18 protein-coding genes and 1 riboswitch are annotated in these 19,604 nt (G+C 63.5%); of the genes, 8 read left to right on the top strand and 10 right to left on the bottom strand.

Going from position 1 to position 19,604, the window contains the following annotated elements; all coding sequences use genetic code 11:
• The first annotated feature begins 84 nt into the window (after window positions 1–84).
• Window positions 85–996 (top strand): oxygen-dependent coproporphyrinogen oxidase, encoded by a 912-nt coding sequence (gene hemF / locus XB14_RS07950; protein WP_077961088.1) that lies wholly within the window; start codon window positions 85–87, stop codon window positions 994–996.
• 291 nt (window positions 997–1,287) lie between these two features.
• The gene (locus XB14_RS07945; RefSeq protein ID WP_077961087.1) at window positions 1,288–2,760 is read left to right on the top strand and encodes a hypothetical protein; all 1,473 of its coding nucleotides are present in this window, start codon (window positions 1,288–1,290) and stop codon (window positions 2,758–2,760) included.
• Between the two features lie 95 nt (window positions 2,761–2,855).
• On the opposite strand, the gene XB14_RS33130 is transcribed toward XB14_RS07945, so the two are convergent.
• Window positions 2,856–3,032 (bottom strand): hypothetical protein, encoded by a 177-nt coding sequence (locus XB14_RS33130; protein ID WP_179119558.1) that lies wholly within the window; start codon window positions 3,030–3,032, stop codon window positions 2,856–2,858.
• A gap of 153 nt (window positions 3,033–3,185) precedes the next feature.
• Between XB14_RS33130 and XB14_RS07940 the strand changes: the two genes are divergently transcribed.
• The gene (locus tag XB14_RS07940; RefSeq protein ID WP_077961086.1) at window positions 3,186–3,458 is read left to right on the top strand and encodes a BON domain-containing protein; all 273 of its coding nucleotides are present in this window, start codon (window positions 3,186–3,188) and stop codon (window positions 3,456–3,458) included.
• Window positions 3,459–3,467: 9 nt separating this feature from the next.
• Here XB14_RS07940 and XB14_RS07935 read toward each other — a convergent pair whose 3' ends face one another.
• The 4 genes from XB14_RS07935 to XB14_RS07920 form a co-directional block, all read right to left on the bottom strand.
• Window positions 3,468–4,082, bottom strand: coding sequence for an ABC-type transport auxiliary lipoprotein family protein (locus tag XB14_RS07935; protein WP_077961085.1), 615 nt, complete (start codon window positions 4,080–4,082; stop codon window positions 3,468–3,470).
• An 86-nt stretch (window positions 4,083–4,168) separates the two neighbouring features.
• Window positions 4,169–5,539, bottom strand: coding sequence for an MlaD family protein (locus tag XB14_RS07930; RefSeq protein ID WP_077961084.1), 1,371 nt, complete (start codon window positions 5,537–5,539; stop codon window positions 4,169–4,171).
• An 82-nt stretch (window positions 5,540–5,621) separates the two neighbouring features.
• Window positions 5,622–6,440: an ABC transporter ATP-binding protein gene (locus XB14_RS07925; protein ID WP_077961083.1), complete on the bottom strand. Its 819-nt coding sequence runs from the start codon at window positions 6,438–6,440 to the stop codon at window positions 5,622–5,624.
• Between the two features lie 13 nt (window positions 6,441–6,453).
• Entirely contained in the window at window positions 6,454–7,581 is a 1,128-nt protein-coding gene (locus tag XB14_RS07920) for an ABC transporter permease (RefSeq protein WP_143348356.1), read from the bottom strand.
• Window positions 7,582–7,840: 259 nt separating this feature from the next.
• Between XB14_RS07920 and dgcA the strand changes: the two genes are divergently transcribed.
• Window positions 7,841–8,824: an N-acetyl-D-Glu racemase DgcA gene (gene dgcA, locus XB14_RS07915; RefSeq protein WP_077961081.1), complete on the top strand. Its 984-nt coding sequence runs from the start codon at window positions 7,841–7,843 to the stop codon at window positions 8,822–8,824.
• Here the strand turns inward: dgcA and XB14_RS07910 are convergent.
• Both XB14_RS07910 and XB14_RS07905 read right to left on the bottom strand, forming a co-directional pair.
• On the bottom strand, window positions 8,776–9,996 hold the full coding sequence (locus tag XB14_RS07910) for an MFS transporter (RefSeq protein ID WP_077961080.1): 1,221 nt from the start codon (window positions 9,994–9,996) through the stop codon (window positions 8,776–8,778). The genes dgcA and XB14_RS07910 overlap by 49 nt on opposite strands.
• Window positions 9,997–10,092: 96 nt before the next feature.
• Window positions 10,093–10,932: a UDP-2,3-diacylglucosamine diphosphatase gene (locus tag XB14_RS07905; protein ID WP_077961079.1), complete on the bottom strand. Its 840-nt coding sequence runs from the start codon at window positions 10,930–10,932 to the stop codon at window positions 10,093–10,095.
• A gap of 173 nt (window positions 10,933–11,105) precedes the next feature.
• On the opposite strand from XB14_RS07905, the gene XB14_RS07900 reads away from it, so the two are divergent.
• The 4 genes from XB14_RS07900 to XB14_RS07885 all read left to right on the top strand — a co-directional run bounded on the left by XB14_RS07900 (window position 11,106) and on the right by XB14_RS07885 (window position 16,442).
• Window positions 11,106–13,418 (top strand): NADP-dependent malic enzyme, encoded by a 2,313-nt coding sequence (locus tag XB14_RS07900; protein ID WP_077961078.1) that lies wholly within the window; start codon window positions 11,106–11,108, stop codon window positions 13,416–13,418.
• Between the two features lie 270 nt (window positions 13,419–13,688).
• Complete coding sequence (locus XB14_RS07895) at window positions 13,689–14,426, top strand: helix-turn-helix transcriptional regulator (RefSeq protein WP_077961077.1); 738 nt, start codon at window positions 13,689–13,691, stop codon at window positions 14,424–14,426.
• 139 nt (window positions 14,427–14,565) lie between these two features.
• Window positions 14,566–15,210: an acyl-homoserine-lactone synthase gene (locus tag XB14_RS07890; protein WP_077961076.1), complete on the top strand. Its 645-nt coding sequence runs from the start codon at window positions 14,566–14,568 to the stop codon at window positions 15,208–15,210.
• 152 nt (window positions 15,211–15,362) lie between these two features.
• Entirely contained in the window at window positions 15,363–16,442 is a 1,080-nt protein-coding gene (locus tag XB14_RS07885; RefSeq protein ID WP_234804006.1) for a DUF2865 domain-containing protein, read from the top strand.
• Window positions 16,443–16,455: 13 nt separating this feature from the next.
• Here XB14_RS07885 and bluB read toward each other — a convergent pair whose 3' ends face one another.
• The 3 genes from bluB to XB14_RS07870 all read right to left on the bottom strand — a co-directional run bounded on the left by bluB (window position 16,456) and on the right by XB14_RS07870 (window position 19,529).
• Window positions 16,456–17,148 (bottom strand): 5,6-dimethylbenzimidazole synthase, encoded by a 693-nt coding sequence (gene bluB / locus XB14_RS07880; protein ID WP_077961075.1) that lies wholly within the window; start codon window positions 17,146–17,148, stop codon window positions 16,456–16,458.
• Window positions 17,149–17,193: 45 nt separating this feature from the next.
• Window positions 17,194–17,405: riboswitch (cobalamin riboswitch) on the bottom strand.
• A gap of 28 nt (window positions 17,406–17,433) precedes the next feature.
• Window positions 17,434–18,246: an SDR family oxidoreductase gene (locus XB14_RS07875; RefSeq protein ID WP_077961074.1), complete on the bottom strand. Its 813-nt coding sequence runs from the start codon at window positions 18,244–18,246 to the stop codon at window positions 17,434–17,436.
• Between the two features lie 89 nt (window positions 18,247–18,335).
• Window positions 18,336–19,529 carry a phytanoyl-CoA dioxygenase family protein gene (locus tag XB14_RS07870; protein WP_077961073.1) on the bottom strand — a complete coding sequence of 398 codons (1,194 nt, stop codon included), beginning with the start codon at window positions 19,527–19,529 and terminating at the stop codon, window positions 18,336–18,338.
• Window positions 19,530–19,604 lie beyond the last annotated feature (75 nt).

Below are 19,604 nucleotides of genomic sequence, written 5' to 3'. Positions count from 1 at the left end.
TCAGCGCCAAAGTGTGAACTGTGGCGACTTCAATCGAATCGGCGGCATTTCATCGGGAAATCCCGCCAACAGGACGCAATTTTCATGGAACGACCGCAGCTACCCCAGGGGCTCCCCGCAGACATCGAAGACAAGAAGGCGGAGGCGCGCGCCTGGTTCGAGGGGCTGCGCGACACCATCTGCGCGGCCTTCGAAGCGGTGGAGGACGAACTGACCGGGCCGCTTTCCGACCGGGCCCCCGGCCGCTTCGTTGCCAAGGACTGGAGCCGTGAGGATGGCAAGGGCGGCGGTGGCCGCATGTCGATGATGGAAGGCCGCGTCTTCGAAAAGGTCGGCGTCCATACCTCGACCGTCTATGGCGAGTTTTCGCCCGAATTCCGCAGCCAGATTCCGGGTGCGGCCGAAGATCCGCGCTTCTGGGCGTCCGGCATTTCGCTGATCGGTCACCCGGTGAACCCCAACGTTCCGGCCGTGCACATGAACACGCGCATGGTGGTGACGACCAGCAACTGGTTCGGCGGCGGCGCCGATCTCACCCCGGTTCTCGATCGCCGCCGCGTCATGACGGATCCGGACACGCAGCTCTTCCACCGGGCGATGGAGATCACCTGCGGCCGCCATGCGGTCGCCGACCATGCCAAGTTCAAGAAGTGGTGCGACGACTACTTCTTCCTGCCCCATCGCAACGAACCGCGCGGGACCGGCGGCATCTTCTACGACTGGCTGCATTCACCGGAAGAGCAAGGCGGCTGGGACGCCGATTTCGCCTTCACCCGCGACGTCGGCAAGGCTTTCGCCATCGTCTATCCGAAGATCGTGCGCACCAATTTCAATACGCCCTGGACCGAGGACGACCGCGACGAACAGCTCGTGCGCCGCGGGCGCTATGTCGAGTTCAACCTGCTCTACGATCGCGGCACCATCTTCGGCCTGAAGACCGGCGGCAATGTCGAGTCCATCCTGTCGTCCCTGCCCCCGGTGGTGCGCTGGCCGTAGCGGCGTTTCAGGATATACCGGTCAGATCCGGCCACGTGATCATGCTGTCGGCAGATTGGAAGCCGGCAGCTGACGAACGCCGCATGTGACCGATCGCGGCAAACGAGCCCGCGTCGACAACGCTGGCAGCCGGTTTGCAGGACCGACCTTCACCGCACCTCTGGTTGCCGCAAGCATCTTTCGCGCTCACGTCTCGAAAATTCTCTGCAACCTATTGTACTTTTCCAGCCCCATAAACATCTACAGGACGTACTGTCGGTAAACCCTGGCGCGAGCGAGAAGGACGAATGCATGTCGAAGGAGAACGCTGCGCCGGAAAACAACCAAAGCCGGGGTCGTTCCAGGCGATGGCTCAAGGTATCCGCAATCGTCCTTGCGTCGTTGCTCGTCCTTACTGTTGGAGCCCTTGCCTTCCTGCTGCTTTATCCGGAGCTGAAATCCTACCCCGAACCTCCTGCGAAGCCGGCCGTTTCGCAGCTCGAGCAAAACATGCAGGACCTTGAACATTTGCGGCATTTCGTCGATTTCGAACGAAGCTTCACGCCGCAAACCGAGGACGAGTTCAAACGGGCGCTGAGTGCAATGGAGCAGCGCGCGGGCGATATGGACCGGGCCGATCTCGCCATGGGCGCCGCAAAGGCAGTGGCGCTGGTAGACAACGGCCATACCAACGTGCTCGGACTTGTCGGTGACCGCGGTTTCAACGCCGTGCCCATTCGTCTAGGCTGGTTTGCCGACGGGCTGTTCGTGATAGCCGCTGCCGAAGACCAGGCTCACCTGCTTGCAGCACAAGTGCTCGGCGCAAACGGCAAGGCGACGGACGCCCTGCTTGCGGCCCTGCGGCCATATGTCGGCGGGCCTGCCAACCTTGCCAAGGAGCTGGCGCCGAACTTTCTCATTTCGCCGGAGCTTCTCCATGCGGCCGGCCTCGCCGAAACGGCAGGAAGCAGCCGCTACGACATGCGCCTTGCCGATGGCAGTGCCCTTGCGGTCGAGCTCGCAGCACGTCCCGGCACGCAGGGGCCGCTGAAACACACCTTCTGGCCCGCCCGTGACCTGAGCCCGATTGCTAGGGCTGACCAGCCAGCGGGTTGGCGACATGTGCTTGATGGCGTGGCGCCACCGGCCTATCTCGCCCAGCCCGATCGCAACTATTGGCATTCCTATCCCAGGCCAGACCTGCTCTATGTTCAGATCAACCGCGTCAGGGACCAGGCACCGATTGCTCTATCGCAATACCTTGCCGACGTGCTCGCTGAAGCGGCTGAAAAGCGCGTTCGCGACGCCGTCGTCGACCTCAGGTTCAACAACGGTGGCAACTACCTGCTTTCCGCGGATTTCGCCCGACGTTTGCCGGAGCTTCTGCCATCGACGGGGCGGTTGTTCGTCCTGACCACCGCCAACACATTCTCCGCGGGCATCAGCACCGCCGCGTGGCTGAAGTATTATGGCGGTGCACGGGTGACAATCGTCGGCGAGAACATCGGCGATCGCATGCAATTCTGGGCCGAAGGCGGCGCTGCCATCCTCCCGAATTCCAAGCTTGCGGTCCAATACACCACCGGATTTCACGACTGGGAACATGGCTGCAGCCTGTCGCAGATCAAAACGTGCTTTATCCTGAATTACCTCTATGACGTGCCGGCCGGCAGCCTCGAACCTGATGTTGTTGCCCAGCCGACCTTTGCCGACTACCTGGCGGGCAAGGACCGGGTGATGTCGATCGTCCTGGACGCGCTCGCGACCGATGGCCCCTCCGGCTGAAGTCGCTCAGCATCCCGTGGATTGGAGCGTTACCGGGACGCTCGTGAGAACGACGCCCGGAGACCGAAGACCGGGAGACCGAAGACCCGCAGGCCTCAATTGCAGACGCGCACCTTCCTGATCACGACCCTGCCGAAGGCGCCGTAAGTCTTCCCGGTCTTGACGATGCAACTCGGCTTGCAGCCGTAACTGTAGTTTGCGGCCTTTGCCGGCATAGCGAAGGCAAGTGCTGATGTCATCGCCAGAGCCATGGCGAGGCAAGAACGGCGCATTTTTGTGTATCCCCGTGTGATCCAAGTGCGACGCAGAACCCGTCGCCTGAAACGAGCCATCGCACGGATCGGTCACATCCTGCTGTTTCGAATGAAACAGGCGAACAAAGCGCGCTATCAGGCGTTTCACCATCGTCGAGCGAGGTGAATGCGATGATCTTCAAGAAACGGACATTCTACGGCGACGAGCCGGAGCGGCAGGCCGCGGAGCACCCGGCGGAGCTGGAGCGCCGCGTCGCCCATCTCCTGGCGGTAACGCCCGGCCTCGATGCGGCCGATGTCACAGTGACCGGCAAGGGCAACACCATGGTGCTTGCCGGCTTCGTGGCGACCGCTGCCGAAGCCTCGCGCGCCGAAGAGGCGGCAAGGAACGTTCAAGGCGTCGCGGAAGTGATCAACCGGATCGAGACGATCGTCGCGAAATAAGGCGCGTCGTCAGATCGAGCCGAGCGTCCAGCTGACGATTTCAGCGGAAACATTGGCAAAGGCCTGGTCCATCGCCTTGATGAAGGCCGGGTTGCCCGTGCCCTTCACGCCGGCCGTCGCGCGAAATGCCCGTTGCGCGCCCACCGTGCCGTTGCGGTCGTTGAGGATCTTGGCGAAGATTTCGACGACGGCCGTATCGGCGCCTTCCGTCGAGATCTCGAAGGCGCGGATTTCGGTGATGATCTGATAGTCGATCGCGAGCCCCTGGCCCGGCTTGCCGACGCCTCCGATCTTGCCCGTATCCTCGAAAGCCTGGACGAGCTTCGCCTGCACCAGCTTCGGCAGCCGGTCGCTCCATTGCGCCTTGGAGAGATATTGCAGTTCCGCCGCGGACAGGCGGATCACGACCTGATCGCTGTCGAGCGCCTTCAGGGCAGTCGGCTCCGGCACGAGGATCTGCTTGCCGGTGGATGCGCGACCTTCGACCGTCGGCCTTGCCGAAAGACTGTATGTGTCATTGACCGCTTTGGTGCCGCAGCCAGCAAGTCCCGCTGCCAGCATGAAAATCAGGGCGGAGCGCCACGCTCCCGTCACTCGCACGCCCACCAGCCCTGGAAAACTCATACTGCCGTTACCCTTGTCCCACACAACCTGAGCGCATTCCTGATCGAAACACACCGCCCGGCCCCACGCCGGCTGTGCCCACCGACTCAGCGTCGGGTGCGGCCATCATATTGCTTTACTGTCTCGCCGCCAAAGAGAAGACGTTGCGGATCCTTGTCGAACGTCGAGATCGTGTTCTCCAGGCTCTGCACCGTGCGGCGCGTATCGGTGACGAGCGCCTCGACGTCGCGCAGCCCCGAATTCGAGAAACGCTTGAGGTTCTCCGCAATCGGGCCGATCTGGGCGTTCAGATTGTCAGCCATCTTGCGGAACGAGGCGAGCGTCGCGCGGGCGTCGGCCGAAAGCGACGGTGCGTCCGCATCGCCGAGGAAACCGTCGACCTTGACGAGAATGCTGTCGACCCGGTTGGCCGAAGCGTTCAGCTTGCTCGCCAGCTGCGTAACGTCGGTAATCGTGCGGTCGATGTCCTGCTGGCGCGCCGTGATCTTGGCGGCGAACTGCGAAATGTCGGCCACGGTCCTGCGCGCGTCGGCAGTCGCCGCGGTGATGTCGTTGACGGCGAGCTCGACCTTCTGCTTGTCGACCGCGGCCACCAGCGTCTCGACCCGCTCCAGTGTCTTCTGGGCGTTCTTGCCGAACTGCTCGTAGGTTTCGACCGTCCGCCGGAAGGCGGCGATGGTTTCGGAAACGCCGCCCGAGGCCGCCTTCAGGTCGTTGCTGATTTGCGCGACGTTCGAGACGATCTGATCGATCTTCTTCGGATCCACCGACTTCACCAGGGTCTCGGCGGACTCAAGGGTCGAATCGAGCTTCTTCGACGCCGCGCTGACCGAGCCGGAAAGTTCCGTGACGCTCTTCAGGAAATCGTCGATCGCGCCGGAATTGTTCGCAAGCGCGTTGGAAAACGTCTCGGCATTGCCGATGGTCTTCGTCAGCGGACCGCGCACGTCTGTCACGAAACCCTGGATGTCCGTAATGGCGCTGTTGGCGCGGTCCATGATCTGGTCGGCCGTTGCAAGCAGGCTGGTGACGCTCGACTGATCCGCAAGGATGCGCGCCTGCGTGCCCTTCTCGATCGCGGTCTTCAGTATGTTCTCGTCGCCCTTGTGGCCGCCGCTGAGCTCGATATAGGCGGCACCCGTCAGGCCCTGCACCTCCAGCGTCGCCTTGGTCGACTTCAGCACCGGCGCATCCACCGAAACCTCGGTCAGCGCGATCGAATAGCGCGGATCGTTGGCATCGATCGCAAGGTTGCGGACCGTGCCGACGGGGATGCCGTTGAAGCGCACCGGCGAACCGACGGAAAGTCCGTTGGCTGAGCCCGGAATATTGACCACCAGCTCGATCATCTCGCCGCTTCGGCCATACTGCGACATCCAGTAGACGAAGCCGAATGCGGCCGCGACCACGAACACCGTGAAGAAACCGACAATGGCGTAGTTCGCTTTCGTTTCCATTCGTACCGACTACCTTCGTGGCCGCTTCACCGGCTCTTCCTCCGATCTCGACGCCTGGGCATCAAGATCGCATTCTCAAAACTCATTGATCGTTCCGCACGATCGAACGTGCCCGCTTGCCACGGAAGTAGGACTGCACCCAGGGATCGTCGCAGGCCAGCATGTCTTCTACCGTCCCCTCGACCAGAACCTTCTTCTTGCCGAGAACCGCGATGCGGTCGCAGACGGAAAAGAGGCTGTCGAGGTCGTGAGTCACCATATACACGGTCAATCCCAGCGTGTCGCGCAGCTTGGCGATCAACTCGTCGAACTCCGCAGCCCCGATCGGATCGAGCCCCGACGTCGGTTCGTCCAAGAAAACGAGGTCCGGATCGAGCGCCAGCGCGCGGGCGAGTGCGGCGCGCTTGATCATGCCGCCCGAGAGCTCCGACGGGTACTTTTCCGCCGCCTCCGGCGCCAGGCCGACCAGTTCGATCTTCACCCGCGCCAGCTCGTCCATCAGGCTCTGCGGAAGGTCCAGATACTCGCGCATAGGCACCTGGATGTTCTCGCGCACCGTCAGCGCCGAAAACAGCGCCCCGTGCTGGAAGAGAACACCAAGACGCATGTCGAGAGCAATGCGTTCGCCCTCGGTGATTTTATCGTAATCCGCGCCAAGAATCTCGATCTTGCCGGAGCGTTTTGCAAGCAGCCTGAGCACGGTGCGCATCAGCACCGACTTGCCGGTGCCCGACGCCCCGACGAAGCCGAGGATTTCGCCGCGGTAGATCTCGAGGTTCAGTTTGTCGAGCACGATGTTGGACCCGAAACCGACCGTCAGGTCGCGAACGGAAAGCACCGATTCGCGTCCGTTCGCCTCGGTCGCCTGGTATTCCTCGTGCCTCTTTTCGACTGGGTTCACGCTGTTCTCCGCATCAGAAATCAATGGCCGCGTAGAACATGGCGAAGAGGCCGTCGATGAGGATCACGACGAAGATCGACTTGACCACGGAGGACGTCACGTGGCGGCCGAGCGACTCCGCGCTGCCGCCGACCTTCAGCCCCTCGACGGCCGCCACGACGCCGATGATCAGCGCCATGAACGGCGCCTTGATCATGCCGGCGGCCACCGACGAAAAATCGACGGCCTCCTGCAGCCGGGCAAGGAATGTCGGGATCGTGATGCCCGAATAGCCCCAGGCGACGAGAGCTGCGCCGGCGAGGGCCGCGAAGTTCGCGATGATCGTCAAAAGCGGCAGCGCGATGGTCAGCGCCACGAGGCGCGGGAATACGAGAACGCCGACCGGGCTCAGCCCCATCACCTTCAGCGCATCCACCTCTTCGCGCATCTTCATCGAGCCGATTTCGGCGGTAATCGCGCTGCCGGAGCGGCCGGCAATCATGATCGCCGTCAGGAGCACGCCGATTTCGCGCAGTTGCAGGATGCCGACGAGATCGACGACGAAGACCTCGGCACCGAAATAACGCAGCTGGAACGCGCCCTGCTGCGCGATGATGGCGCCGATCAGGAACGACATCAGCGTGATGATCGGAACCGCCATCACGCCCATGCGGTCGATCTGGTGCACGATCGCCGCAGGCGAGACGCCGCTGTGCCGCCCGAGCTTGAGCTGGGCACCGCGAACTGCGGAGCCCAGAATGTACATGGCAGCGACGATATCTTCCCACGTCACAGCCATCACTTCGCCGACCGGGGCGAAGATGCGCTGGAACAGCGGCAGCCGCTCGCCGTTTTTTTCCGGCGAACGCAGCTCCGCCGGCAGGGCGTCGATCAGTTCGACATAGCGCTGCCCGCCCTCGGCAAAATGAACGTCGTCGCGCGACGCACCGGCGACGCGGGTCATGAAGCGGCGGATGATCCAGGCGCCTGCGGTATCCATCGCCGTCACGCCGGACAGATCGAACCGGGCGACACCGTCGCCCTTGCGCGCAAGGGCGTCGAGCTTTGCGGCCATGGCCTCGGCCGTCTCGTGCCGCCACGCGCCGGTGAAGACATAGCTTCGTCCGCTGCCACTTTCGGCCAGCGCGACATCGGCGGTCATCTTGCGGGCGGCTTGCGGCACGTGTCTTCCGTTATCCTAATTGCCTCTGCACAACGCCTCCAATCTCGCTGGAATTGAGGACAAAATTATGCAGCAGACCTAAAGTGTTATCGCGACCATTGCAGGCCCGACCGGACGCAACGACGGTGTAAAGATTCGTAAATCCTTACACCGTCATAACGGCTCGCACCTTTGCTGTCACCCGAACGTTGCGGCGCGATGACGCCGGGCCACCAGATTACCTGCCGGAGACACTTTCATGTCACTTTCCCTCGACGCCGCAGTGGAGCACTTCCCGATTGCAGGCACCTTTACGATCTCGCGCGGCTCCAAGACGACGGCAAGCGTCGTCACCTGCCGCATCGGCGACGGCGTCCACCTGGGCTCCGGCGAATGCGTTCCCTACGGCCGCTACGGCGAGACGATCGAGATGGTGCTCGCCGAAATCGCCGCCATCCGCCCGCGCATCGAGGCTGGCCTCAGCCGCGCCGACCTTCAGCATCAAATGAAGCCCGGCGCGGCCCGCAACGCCGTCGATTGCGCCCTTTGGGACCTGGAAGCAAAGCAGAAAAGCAAGCCCGTTCATGCGCTTGCGGGCATAGCCTCACCCGGCGCATTGACGACGGCCTATACGCTCTCGCTTGCAGAACCCGACGCGATGCGCGCGCAGGCCGCCAGATACGCTCACCGCGCGTTGCTCAAGGTCAAGGTCGGAACGGCGGATGATGCCGCCCGCATCCGCGCCGTCAGGGCCGGCGCACCGGACAGCCGCATCATCCTCGACGCCAACGAGGGCTGGACACCGGAGACGCTTGCCTACCATTTTTCGATCTGCGCCGAGGCCCTGATCGACCTGATCGAGCAGCCGCTGCCGGCCGGGCGCGACGAGGCTCTGGCGACGATCGCCCGCCCCGTCCCCATTTGTGCGGATGAAAGCGTACACGCGACCAAGGACCTCGCCTCTCTCGTCGGCCGCTATGATGCGGTCAACATCAAGCTCGACAAGACCGGCGGCCTCACCGAGGCGCTGCGCATGCGCGACGAGGCCGTATCCCTCGGGCTGAAGGTCATGGTCGGGTGCATGGTCGGCAGTTCGCTGGCGATGGCGCCGGCGATCCTGGTTGCCCAAGGGGCGGATTTCGTCGATCTCGACGGGCCGTTGCTGCTGGCGCAGGATCGCGAGCCTGGCCTGCGCTACGAAGCCTCGCTGGTCTTTCCGCCGGAACCGCGCCTCTGGGGCTGAAGATACCAGGCCGAAACGGCAAAGCAGCAGCCGGCGAAGGCGACGACCGACATCGAATAGAAGCCATTCACACCGTACCAGGCGTAGAAATAGCCTGACAGGAACGTGAAGATCGCAGTGAAGATGCCGGTGTAGAAGAAATAGAGCCCCTGGGCGGAGGCTTCCTGGGATTCGACCACCCGCTCGACAAGCTTGTGCTGCATGCCGGTGTGCATGATCGCATAGGTAAACGCGTGGAAGCACTGCAGGATGAAATAGCCGCCGAAGCCGAGATCCATCGGGAAGATGATCCAGCGCACGACCGCGAGAAAGCAGCCGGACAGGATCATCACCCAGACGCTGAAACGGCGGCTGATCGCCTTGGCGAAGATGAACATCGTCACCTCCGCTGCAACCCCTGCGCTCCAGAGCAGGCCGATCTCGGTGCCTCTGTAGCCGATCTGCTGCCAATAAATCGCCGAGAACGCAAAGAGCATCGCGTGGCTGGCATTGACCAGCGTCACGCCGATCAGAAGCAGTTGCAGGTCGAGCTGCCGGAGCGACTTCGGCGGCGGCTCGGTGAGCGCGGTGATCGGCGACGGCCGCCGCGGCTTGCCGACGCGCGGCGCGCCATAGGCCATGGCGATGGTCAGGCCAAAGCCGACCGCCATCGCCGGCAGCACCATGTCGCTGCCGAAAATGCCGACCATCCAGCCGCCGAGCATGGTCGCGCCGATGAAGGCGACGGAACCCCAAAGCCGCATATGGGCATAGTCGAAGCCCCAGCGCCGCACGCCCGAAAGCGCAATCGCCTCGACGATCGGCACATAGGGCGAATAGACCGCCGACTGCAGCGTATAGATGACCAGCACCGGCCAGAAATCGCGGAAGTAAAACAGCACGAGCGCGGTGCCAAGCGACAGGAACCCGGACCAGATCAGGACGATCGCCCGCTCGCCGAGCCGATCGGCGATCACGCCGGCGATCGGCGCGGTGATGACGCGCACGAACATCGGCAGAGCCAGCACCACGCCGATCTCGAAGTCGCTCATCGACAGCGTGTGCAGCCACATCGGAAAATACGGCATCGCGAAGCCGTTGACGATCAGCGGCGCACAGAAGAGCAAGGCAATGCGAAGCGCAAAATGGCGCGGCGGAGGGCCCACATAGGCGGGCGCTTGGGAGGGAATCATCGTCTGACCTGATGGCTGTGCCCAACCTCTAGCACGAGCCGGGCGCCTCTCGCCATAACCTAGATTTCGCGACAGGCTTTCCGTGCGGCGCGAACGTCAGGCCGCGCGCTGGGTCAGGAGTTGGGCGAGCAGCTTGTCGGCTTCGCCGGAAGCTTCGCCTTCGCTGGCGCCGCCACGCATCTGGTGCCAGGTGATGAGCTCCATCGTGCCGTCGTGGTGCTCGGCGATCGCCGTGCAGCTTTCCACCCAGTCACCGGTGTTGATGTAGCGGATGTCGCCGATCTCCTCGATCACGGCATGGTGGATGTGACCGCAGATCACGCCCTGGGCATCGTGGCGGCGCGCCTCCTCGGCGACCACCTTCTGGAACTCGCCGATGAAGTTGACGGCATGCTTGACCTGGAGCTTCGCCCAGGACGAGAACGACCAGTAGGGCATGCCGAGACGCCGGCGGACGGCGGCGAGGCCGATATTGATGGCGATCGCCGTGTCATAGGCCCAGTCGCCGAGGTAGGCGAGCACGCGGGCATTGCGCACGACGACGTCGAATTCGTCGCCATGCAGCACGAGATACTTACGGCCGTCGGCTCCCTCGTGCATGTAGCGCTGCGCCACTTCGATGCCGCCGAAATGCACGCCGGGAAAGTCGCGCAGGAACTCGTCGTGATTGCCCGGGATATAGACGATGCGGGTACCCTTGCGCGCCTTGCGCAGGAGCTTCTGCACGACGTCGTTGCAGTTCTGCGGCCAGTACCAGCTGCGCTTCAGCCGCCATCCGTCGACGATGTCGCCGACGAGCACGATCGTCTCCGCTTCATGATGCCGCAGGAAATCGAGCAGATAGTCGGTCTTGGCGGCCTTCGAGCCGAGATGGACGTCGGAGAGGAACAACGTCCTGAGCTTTCGTACGGAGTTGTCTTGCTGTGCCGCCATCATGCCAGCCTCGTCCTAAGGTTACGCTTTCTGCCCTCGTGAAAACCAGACTCGTGTTTCAGGAAGATGACATCAGCATTGCGTCACTGGTCCGCCCGCTGAATTCAGCACTGCAAACTGTACCTTGCTCCGAATTCATGCCAAAAGGCACGACCACGAATGAGGAATGTGAGAGCATGAATACGGGCGACAAGACGAAACCCCATACCGGTCCGGCTAGCGGCGACATCGACCAGCAGGCCCTTTTCTTCCACCGTTATCCCCGCCCGGGAAAGCTCGAAATCCAGCCCACCAAGCCGCTCGGCAACCAGCGTGACCTGGCACTGGCCTATTCGCCTGGTGTTGCCGCCCCTTGCATCGCCATCCGCGACAACCCGGAAACGGCCGCCGATTTTACCGCCCGCGCCAACCTGGTTGCGGTCATTTCCAACGGCACGGCCGTGCTCGGTCTCGGCAATATCGGCCCGCTGGCATCGAAGCCTGTGATGGAAGGCAAGGCGGTCCTCTTCAAGAAATTCGCCGGCATCGACGTCTTCGACATCGAGATCGATGCGTCCAGCATCGAACGCATGGTCGACGTAATCTCGGCGCTCGAGCCGACCTTCGGCGGCATCAACCTTGAAGACATCAAGGCGCCCGAATGCTTCGAGGTCGAGCGCCAGCTGCGCGAGAAGATGAAGATCCCGGTCTTCCACGACGACCAGCATGGAACCGCCATCATCGTCGCCGCCGCGATCCTCAACGGCCTCGAACTCGCCGGCAAGGACATCGCCAAGGCGAAGATCGTCACGTCGGGCGCGGGTGCGGCCGCCCTTGCCTGCCTCAACCTGCTGGTGACGCTCGGCGCCAAGCGCGAGAACATCTGGGTCCACGACCTCGAAGGCCTGGTCTACAAGGGCCGCGAGGTGCTGATGGACGAGTGGAAGTCCATCTACGCGCAGGATAGCAGCAACCGCGTTCTCGCCGACAGCATCGGCGGCGCCGACGTCTTCCTCGGCCTTTCCGCAGCCGGCGTGCTGAAGCCCGAATTGCTGGTCCAGATGGCGGAAAAGCCGCTGATCATGGCGCTTGCCAACCCGACGCCGGAAATCATGCCGGAGGCAGCCCGCGCCGCCCGTCCGGACGCCATGATCTGCACCGGCCGCTCGGACTTCCCCAACCAGGTCAACAACGTGCTTTGCTTCCCGCATATCTTCCGCGGCGCGCTCGACTGCGGCGCAAGCACGATCAACGAAGAAATGAAGATGGCCGCCGTGCGCGCCATTGCCGGCCTTGCCCGCGAGGAGCCGTCTGACGTCGCCGCCCGCGCCTATTCCGGCGAGACCCCGGTCTTCGGCCCCGACTACCTGATCCCCTCGCCCTTCGATCAGCGCCTGATCCTCAGGATCGCGCCGGCGGTTGCCAAGGCCGCCGAGGAAAGCGGCGTCGCCACCCGTCCGATCCAGGACTACGACGCCTATCTCGACAAGCTGAACCGTTTTGTCTTCCGCTCGGGCTTCATCATGAAGCCGGTTTTCGCCGCGGCCAAGAACGCCCAGAAGAACCGCGTGATCTTTGCCGAAGGCGAAGATGAGCGCGTGCTGCGCGCAGCCCAGGTGCTGCTCGAAGAAGGCACGGCCCAGCCGATCCTGATCGGCCGTCCGCAGATCATCGAGACGCGCCTGCGCCGCTATGGCCTGCGCATCCGCCCGGATACCGATTTCGAGGTGGTGAACCCCGAAGGCGATCCGCGCTACCGCGACTATGTCGAGGATTACTTCGCTCTCGTCGGCCGCCTCGGTGTCATCCCGGAAGCCGCCCGCACCATCGTTCGCACCAACACGACCGTCATCGGCGCGCTGGCCGTCAAGCGCGGCGAAGCGGATGCGCTGATCTGCGGCGTCGAAGGCCGCTACAGCAAGCACCTGCGCGACGTGTCGCAGATCATCGGCAAGCGTGACGGCGTGCTCGATTTCTCGGCCTTGAGCCTGCTGATCTCGCAGCGCGGCGCCACCTTCTTTACCGACACCTATGTGAGCTACTGCCCGAGCGCCGAAGAGATCGCGCAGACGACTGTCATGGCGGCGCAGGAAATCCGCCGGTTCGGCATCACGCCGCGCGCAGCCCTCGTGTCGCATTCGAACTTCGGTTCGCGTGATTCGGAAAGCGCCACCAAGATGCGCAAGGCGTTGCAACTCGTGCGCGAACTTGCGCCCGACCTCGAGGTCGATGGTGAAATGCACGGCGATGCGGCGATCTCGGAAGCGCTGCGTCAGCGCGTCATGCCGGACAGCAGCCTGACGGGCGAAGCCAACCTGCTGGTCTTCCCGAATCTCGATGCCGCCAACGTCACGCTCGGCGTCGTCAAGACCATGACCGACAGCCTGCATGTCGGCCCGATCCTGCTCGGCTCGGCGCTTCCGGCGCATATCCTGTCGCCGTCGGTGACCTCGCGCGGCGTTGTCAACATGGCGGCTCTTGCGGTCGTCGAAGCCAGCCATCCGGGTTGAGATGGCAGCGCGGAGATCGCCACCGGTCTTCGCTGCATTCGGGCGCCATGCCGGCGCCGGCAAAACCGTATCCGGACGCCGCGCCTGCTTCGGGCGCGGCATCGCTGATTTTGCGGATCACCCGCCAATCAGCCCCCGTCACGCGGCCGATTGCAGGCCGCAATCAAGGCGTGCACAATTGGTATTACACACCAATCCGGAAAGTTTGCGCTGGACAAAAGGTGAACCTCTAACCATGCTGGGACCTCGCGCGAGATTCGGTGTTGTGGCATGACTGAGCAGCAGGCTGTCCTCGACATGCTGGAAATCCTGGAATGCGGCGGCTGCGTCGAGCCCGCTCATTTCTTCACACTGATGCGCCGGACCTTCCGCATCGCCCATCTCCTTTACCTCGAGGCCGAGCCCTACGCCGACGAACTCAAGGTCTGCCGGCTGCATCACACGTTCGGTGCCTATGCCGCCGAGATCTACCGCTCGCGCGGCCTTCACCGAATCGATCCGATCCTGAAGCTGGCCCTTGGCGGCGTGCGCCCGGTGGAATGGACGATGGCGCGGCATCGCTTCCCCGAATGCGAACCGCTGTTCCAGGCGGCCCAGGAGATCGGCATTTCCACCGAGGGCGTCGCCCTGCCGTTGCCCTCGCCCGCCGGGCGCATGGCGCTTCTGGCGATCAACGTCAACATGTCGGCGAGCGAGTGGTCCACCTATCGCCGGCATCACCTGCGCGATTTCCAGCTCGCCGCCAATCTCTTCCATGCCGCCATGCTGGAGCACGGCGCCATGGCCGGCAGCATCACGACCCGCGACATGCGCTTGACCGGCCGCGAAACCGAGGTTCTGACCTGGGCTGCCGCCGGCAAGAGCTATTGGGAAATCGCCACGATCCTCGGCATTTCCGAGCGCACGGTGCGTTTCTTCATGACCAATGCGCGACGCAAGCTGAACGTTGTTTCCAACACCCAGGCCGTAGCGCAGGCCGTGCGGCACGCGCTGATCCCCACCGTTTGACACCGACAAGACGCCTCCACCGAAACCCCTCGAAATCTAGTGGCAAATACGGCGCATTTGAACTGTCGCTACTGACAGTTACGCAACCGCCGCGAGCCTGACAGCATCGCCCCATCCCCAAACTCGGATGGAGAAAACGATGATCAGGATCCTGAACGGAAAGACCCGCGGACAACACCCTGAGGCCGTCGACGACATGTTCCGGCTGCGCAAGCGCGTCTTCCACGACTTCCTGAAATGGGACGTCAAGACGGAGGGCGAATGGGAGATCGACAATTACGATCAGGCCAACCCGCTCTACGTCCTGTCCTATGCGCCCGACACCGGCCGGCTGCGTGGCGCGCTACGGCTCCTGCCGACGCTTGGCCCCAACATGCTGGACGATACCTTCCCGATCCTGCTCGGCGACAATCCGGAAATCCGCAGCGCTTCGGTCTGGGAGTCCAGCCGCTTCTGCATCGAGCCGGAGATTTCGCAGGACCGCGCCTCCAACCAGGTGACGGTCGCGGCTGCCGAACTGATGTGCGGCGTCGGCGAGCTGGGCCTTGCTTCCGGCATCAGTCACATCGTCACGGTGACGGACGTGTTCCTCGAGCGCATGTTCCGCCGCATGGGATGCCCCGGCGAACGCATCGCCGAACCGCATCGCATCGGCTCGGTCTTTGCCGTCGCCGTTGCCTGGGAAGTAACCCCGGACCTGCTTTCGCGGATGAAGGCGGTCGCCGCCATCGAAGGCACGGTGCTTGATCGTCCGATGTCGCTTGAAACCGCCCGCGCCGCCTGAGTGCGTCAGTCGATCGGCGCTGTTAACGCAAACCGTCGCTTGTCGTTGCACGATCACCGACAAGTTCTATGATGGGGGCGAAACAGGAATGCCGCTGGCAGCCACCCGCAGAAGTTGGCGCCGACCTGGCAACAGGAAGAGACTTTCGCCCCGTGTTCACGCGCCTGAAACACGTCGCAGCGGCCCTTGTGCCTTTGGTTCTGATCGGTGCCAGTCCGTCACTGGCATCGACGGTCTGCGACCGCCTGAACGCCCGGCTTGCGCACCTGCCTGATTACGTCGCCAGCAATGCCGATGCGCGAGACTATGCGAGCGCCATCTCGCGGCAGAACATCGAACTGCGGCGAGCGAAGAACGACCGCCGCCGCGCCGGTTGCGGTGGCGGCAACGCCCTCGTCATCGATAGCGGCGACCCCGACACCTGCAGCGGGCTCAACGGCCTCATCGCCGAGATGGAAGACAATCTGCGCATGCTGAAGTCCGAGCGCGAGCAGATCGTCGCCGGCGGCAGCGATGACAGCCGTCGCCGCATTCTTGCCGCGCTCGAGATCAACGGCTGCTATGGCGACCGCGAGGAGTTCGCGAGCGTCGAACCGGACGTACCGGAAACCCACCGCAACATCATTGCCGACCTGCCGCCTGAAGACGCCTATGGGCCGATGCTCGGGCATGGCGAAGACGGTTACGCGCCGCAGGATCGCTACTACGGCGGCACGCTCAGAACCATGTGCGTGCGCACCTGCGACGGCGCCTTCTTCCCGATCTCGTCCGACGCGACACCGGCGGATTTCCCGCGCGACGAACAGGCCTGCCGGGCGCGCTGCCCGGGTGCCGAGACCGAGCTCTATTTCCATGACCTCAACACGGAAGAGAGCGACAAGATGATCTCGGCCGTGACCGGGCGCCCCTATGCCGACATGCCCAATGCCTTTGCCTATCGCACCCGCGCGGTCGGCAAGCCCGGCCAGTGCGGCTGCCAGATACCGCAGACGGCCGCGACCTCGCCGAAGGCATCAGGAACGAAGATCGGAGACGACCAGTCGTCCATCATCGTCATCGAGACGAAGAAACCCGCCGATACCCCGACGGCCGCAGCGCCCGCCGAAGAACGTCCCTACGATCCCGCGAAGGACAACGTGCGTGTCGTCGGCCCGACCTACCTGCCGCAGGAAGAAACCTCGATCGACCTCAAGCACCCGAAAGGACCGGCCTATCAGCCGGTCCAGAACTGATCGCGCCGCCGCCTCACGCCTTTTCGCAGCGCCCCCAGCCTTCCGTAAACACCAGCTCTTCCAGCGGCAGACGCTGGCGCCAGCCCTTCACCGCCAGTTCCGGCTGCTGATAGAGGCGATCGACATAACCGAGGCAGAGCCAGGCAACGATCTCGATATGGTCGGGTATGCCGAGGATTGTCTTGATCTCGGCCTCGTGGAAGATGCTGACCCAGCCGACGCCCACCCCTTCGGCCCGCGCCGCAAGCCAGAGATTCTGCACGGCGCAGACGGTGGAATAGACGTCCATCTGCGGATTATGGGTGCGCCCGAGCACGACGGAGCCGCCGCGGGTCCGGTCGCAGGTGACGCAGATGCTGAGCGGCGCCTTGCGAATGCCTTCGAGCTTCAGCGCGCGGTACTTGGCCTGCTGCTCCGCTTCGAACATCAGGGCTGCTTCGTCATTGGCGCGGCGAAACGCCTGCCAGACGCGCTCCCGCGTCTCCTCCGCCCGCACCAGCACGAAGTTCCAGGGCTGCATGAAGCCCACCGACGGCGCGCTGTGCGCAGCAGTCAGCAGGCGCCTGATCAGATCATCCGGCAACGGTTCGGGCAGGAATTCATCACGCACGTCGCGACGTGTTTCGATGGCACGGTAGACGGCCTCCCGCTCTTGCTGCGAAAAGGCACCGGCAGCCGCAAGGCCACCCTTCGGTTCAGTCAGCATCGTTCGATCCCCAACAATGCGAAAACCTCCCGCCGTCCACGCGGGGTTCGGTCTATCTCGCCAGGCCGGTCTTCTGACTCCGGTTCAACCGGCCGCCCCGCCTTCCCAGATCGATTGAAGATCCAGTGGCAAAACCTTGAATCAATTCAAGGCACTTGGAGGCGACCGTCCCCGTCACAGCGTTGGGCACGTTCCGGAATGTTGACCGGATTCCCGATTCTCCCGCTCGCGCGGGCACCTGACGGCGCCATAAGGGCACAGCGCCGGCGGAAAGACAAGCGCAGCTCAGAGCGGCGCCACCGGGTGCGGCGAACCGTCATAGCCACCCCAGACGGACTGGTCGAAGCAGATCACCGATCCGGTCATCAGCCCGGACTCGGCCGACGACAGGTAGGCGCAGGCGCGAGCCACCTCCGCCGGATCGACGAGCCGACCGAACGGCTGGCTGGCGGCCGCCTTTTCGAGCCAGTCGGGGGCCGCACCGTGAAACTCGCGCTGGATCCGGTCCTCGCCTTCGGACGCCATCCAGCCGATATTGAGCCCGTTGACGCGGATGCGGTTGCGCAGGAGCGCATAAGCCGTGTTCTTGGTGAGCGTTTCGAGCGCCCCCTTCGAGGAACAATAGGCAGCGATGAACGGCTGGCCGGCCATCGCCGACATCGAGCCGATATTGACGATCGTGCCTTCCGTCTTCTCGCGCCGCATCACCTTCACCGCCTCCTGCATCAGGAAGAACGGCGCCCGCACATTGATCGCGAACATGCGGTCGAACAGTTCCGGTGTCGTGTCGAGGATCGTGCCGCGGTCGGTGATGGCGGCGGCATTCACCAGCGCATCGACCCGGCCGAATTCTTTATCGCAGGCGGCGACCACCTTGCGGGCGTCCTCCACTTTTTCCAGATCGGCCTCGACATAGACAACCTTCGCGCCGCTCGCCTTGCCGATCTGCTCAGCCTTGGCGCGCCCCTTGGCGGCGTTGCGTCCGCAAATGACGATGCCTTCAGCACCGCGTTCGGCAAAGAGGCCGGCAATCGCCCCGCCCAGCCCCTGCGTACCCCCGGTGACGATGGCGATCTTGCCTTGCAATTGTCCGCTCATCGAATTCCTCCCTTGGAAATGATCGTTGGAAACAGCTGCGGCTCCCGGTCGAAGCACGCCGGGAGCCGGTCGAATGCGAGGCTGAACCATCAGCTCAGCTTGCGTTTGGCCTGCGCCTCGAGCGCCGCGCGAAAGTCCGCCTCATCCGTTCCGGCCGCCAGTGCCTCGCGCATCAATTGCGCCTGCGTCTTCGGCGCCAGCCCGCCGAGCGGCGGATCGCGATCGAGATTGGTCGGGAAGGAATAGCCTTCGGCACAGGAGGCGATCGCATTGGCCGCTTCACCCTCGCTCAACCTGCCCTCCGACAGCAAGGTTTTCAGCGCCGGATAGAGCGTCGCACTCATCGTCAGTCTATCGACCGTCTCCATCGCCCGGCCAAAGGCCGAGGACACCTGCAGCAGGTTGGCCACCCGGCGGATGCCGGCGGACCGGTTGGTGCCGGCGGCATGGAAGAGCGCCGGATTGAAGAAGACCACATCGCCTTTTTCGAGCGGAAGCTGCACGTGATGTTCGTCGAAATAGGCGCGGAATTCCGGCCGGTTGAGCGCCAGGTAGCCCGGCACATAGGTCTGGCTATAGGGCAGGAACAGCGTCGGCCCGCTTTCGAGCGGCATGTCGCAATGGGCAACTGCCCCCTGCAGCGTCAGCACCGGCGGAAGCTTGTGCACGTGAGCTGGATACTGTTCGATCACGGCCGCCGTCTGGAAGCCGAGATGGTAGTCCCGATGCGCCGATTGCGCCGCGCCGCCCGGATTGACGCGGTTCACCTGCGCCGTCATCTGGTAGTTCGGCCCGAGCCAGGCTTCGCTGACGAGCGCGGTGATGGCATTGCCGTAATAGGCGGCGAAATTCTCCGGCGCCTTCAGGCAGTGTTTTTCCAGCGAGTTCCAGATGCGGTCATTGGCGCCGGGTTTGGCGAAATGATCGCCACCGCCGCTGTTGCTGCGGTGCTGCTCCTCGATGATCGCGTCGAAGACGGCACTTGCGACATCGATCGGCGCCGTATCGGCAAAGGCGCGCTTGAAGACCGCGACGCCCGGCCCCGTTGCCAGCACCTCGCAGATTTCCGCCAGCACCGCCCGCCGCGTTTCGGCATCGTGGCAGGCCGCAATCAGTTCGGCGCTGTCATAGATGAGGACGTTCTTTTCGCAGCCTGACGCATGGGGATAGTCGGCCAGGCTGGTACTGCGTTCGACTTCAGCCCGGAACGCTTCGAGGTCGCAGGCCTCTTCGGTGAGCCAGACGCGTTCGATCCGCTGGCGCGCCCTGTTGTCGGTCTTCATCCCGTTTCCTCCTCTGGAACCTTCCGATGAACACGACTATAGGCGGCGGCAAAACATGATATAGAGCAAGAATCC

Origin of the sequence: Ensifer adhaerens (assembly GCF_002007205.1) — a bacterium.
GTDB lineage: Bacteria > Pseudomonadota > Alphaproteobacteria > Rhizobiales > Rhizobiaceae > Ensifer > Ensifer adhaerens_D.
Note: the sequence above shows the minus strand (reverse complement) of the source record. Positions and strands in the feature narration are given on the sequence as shown.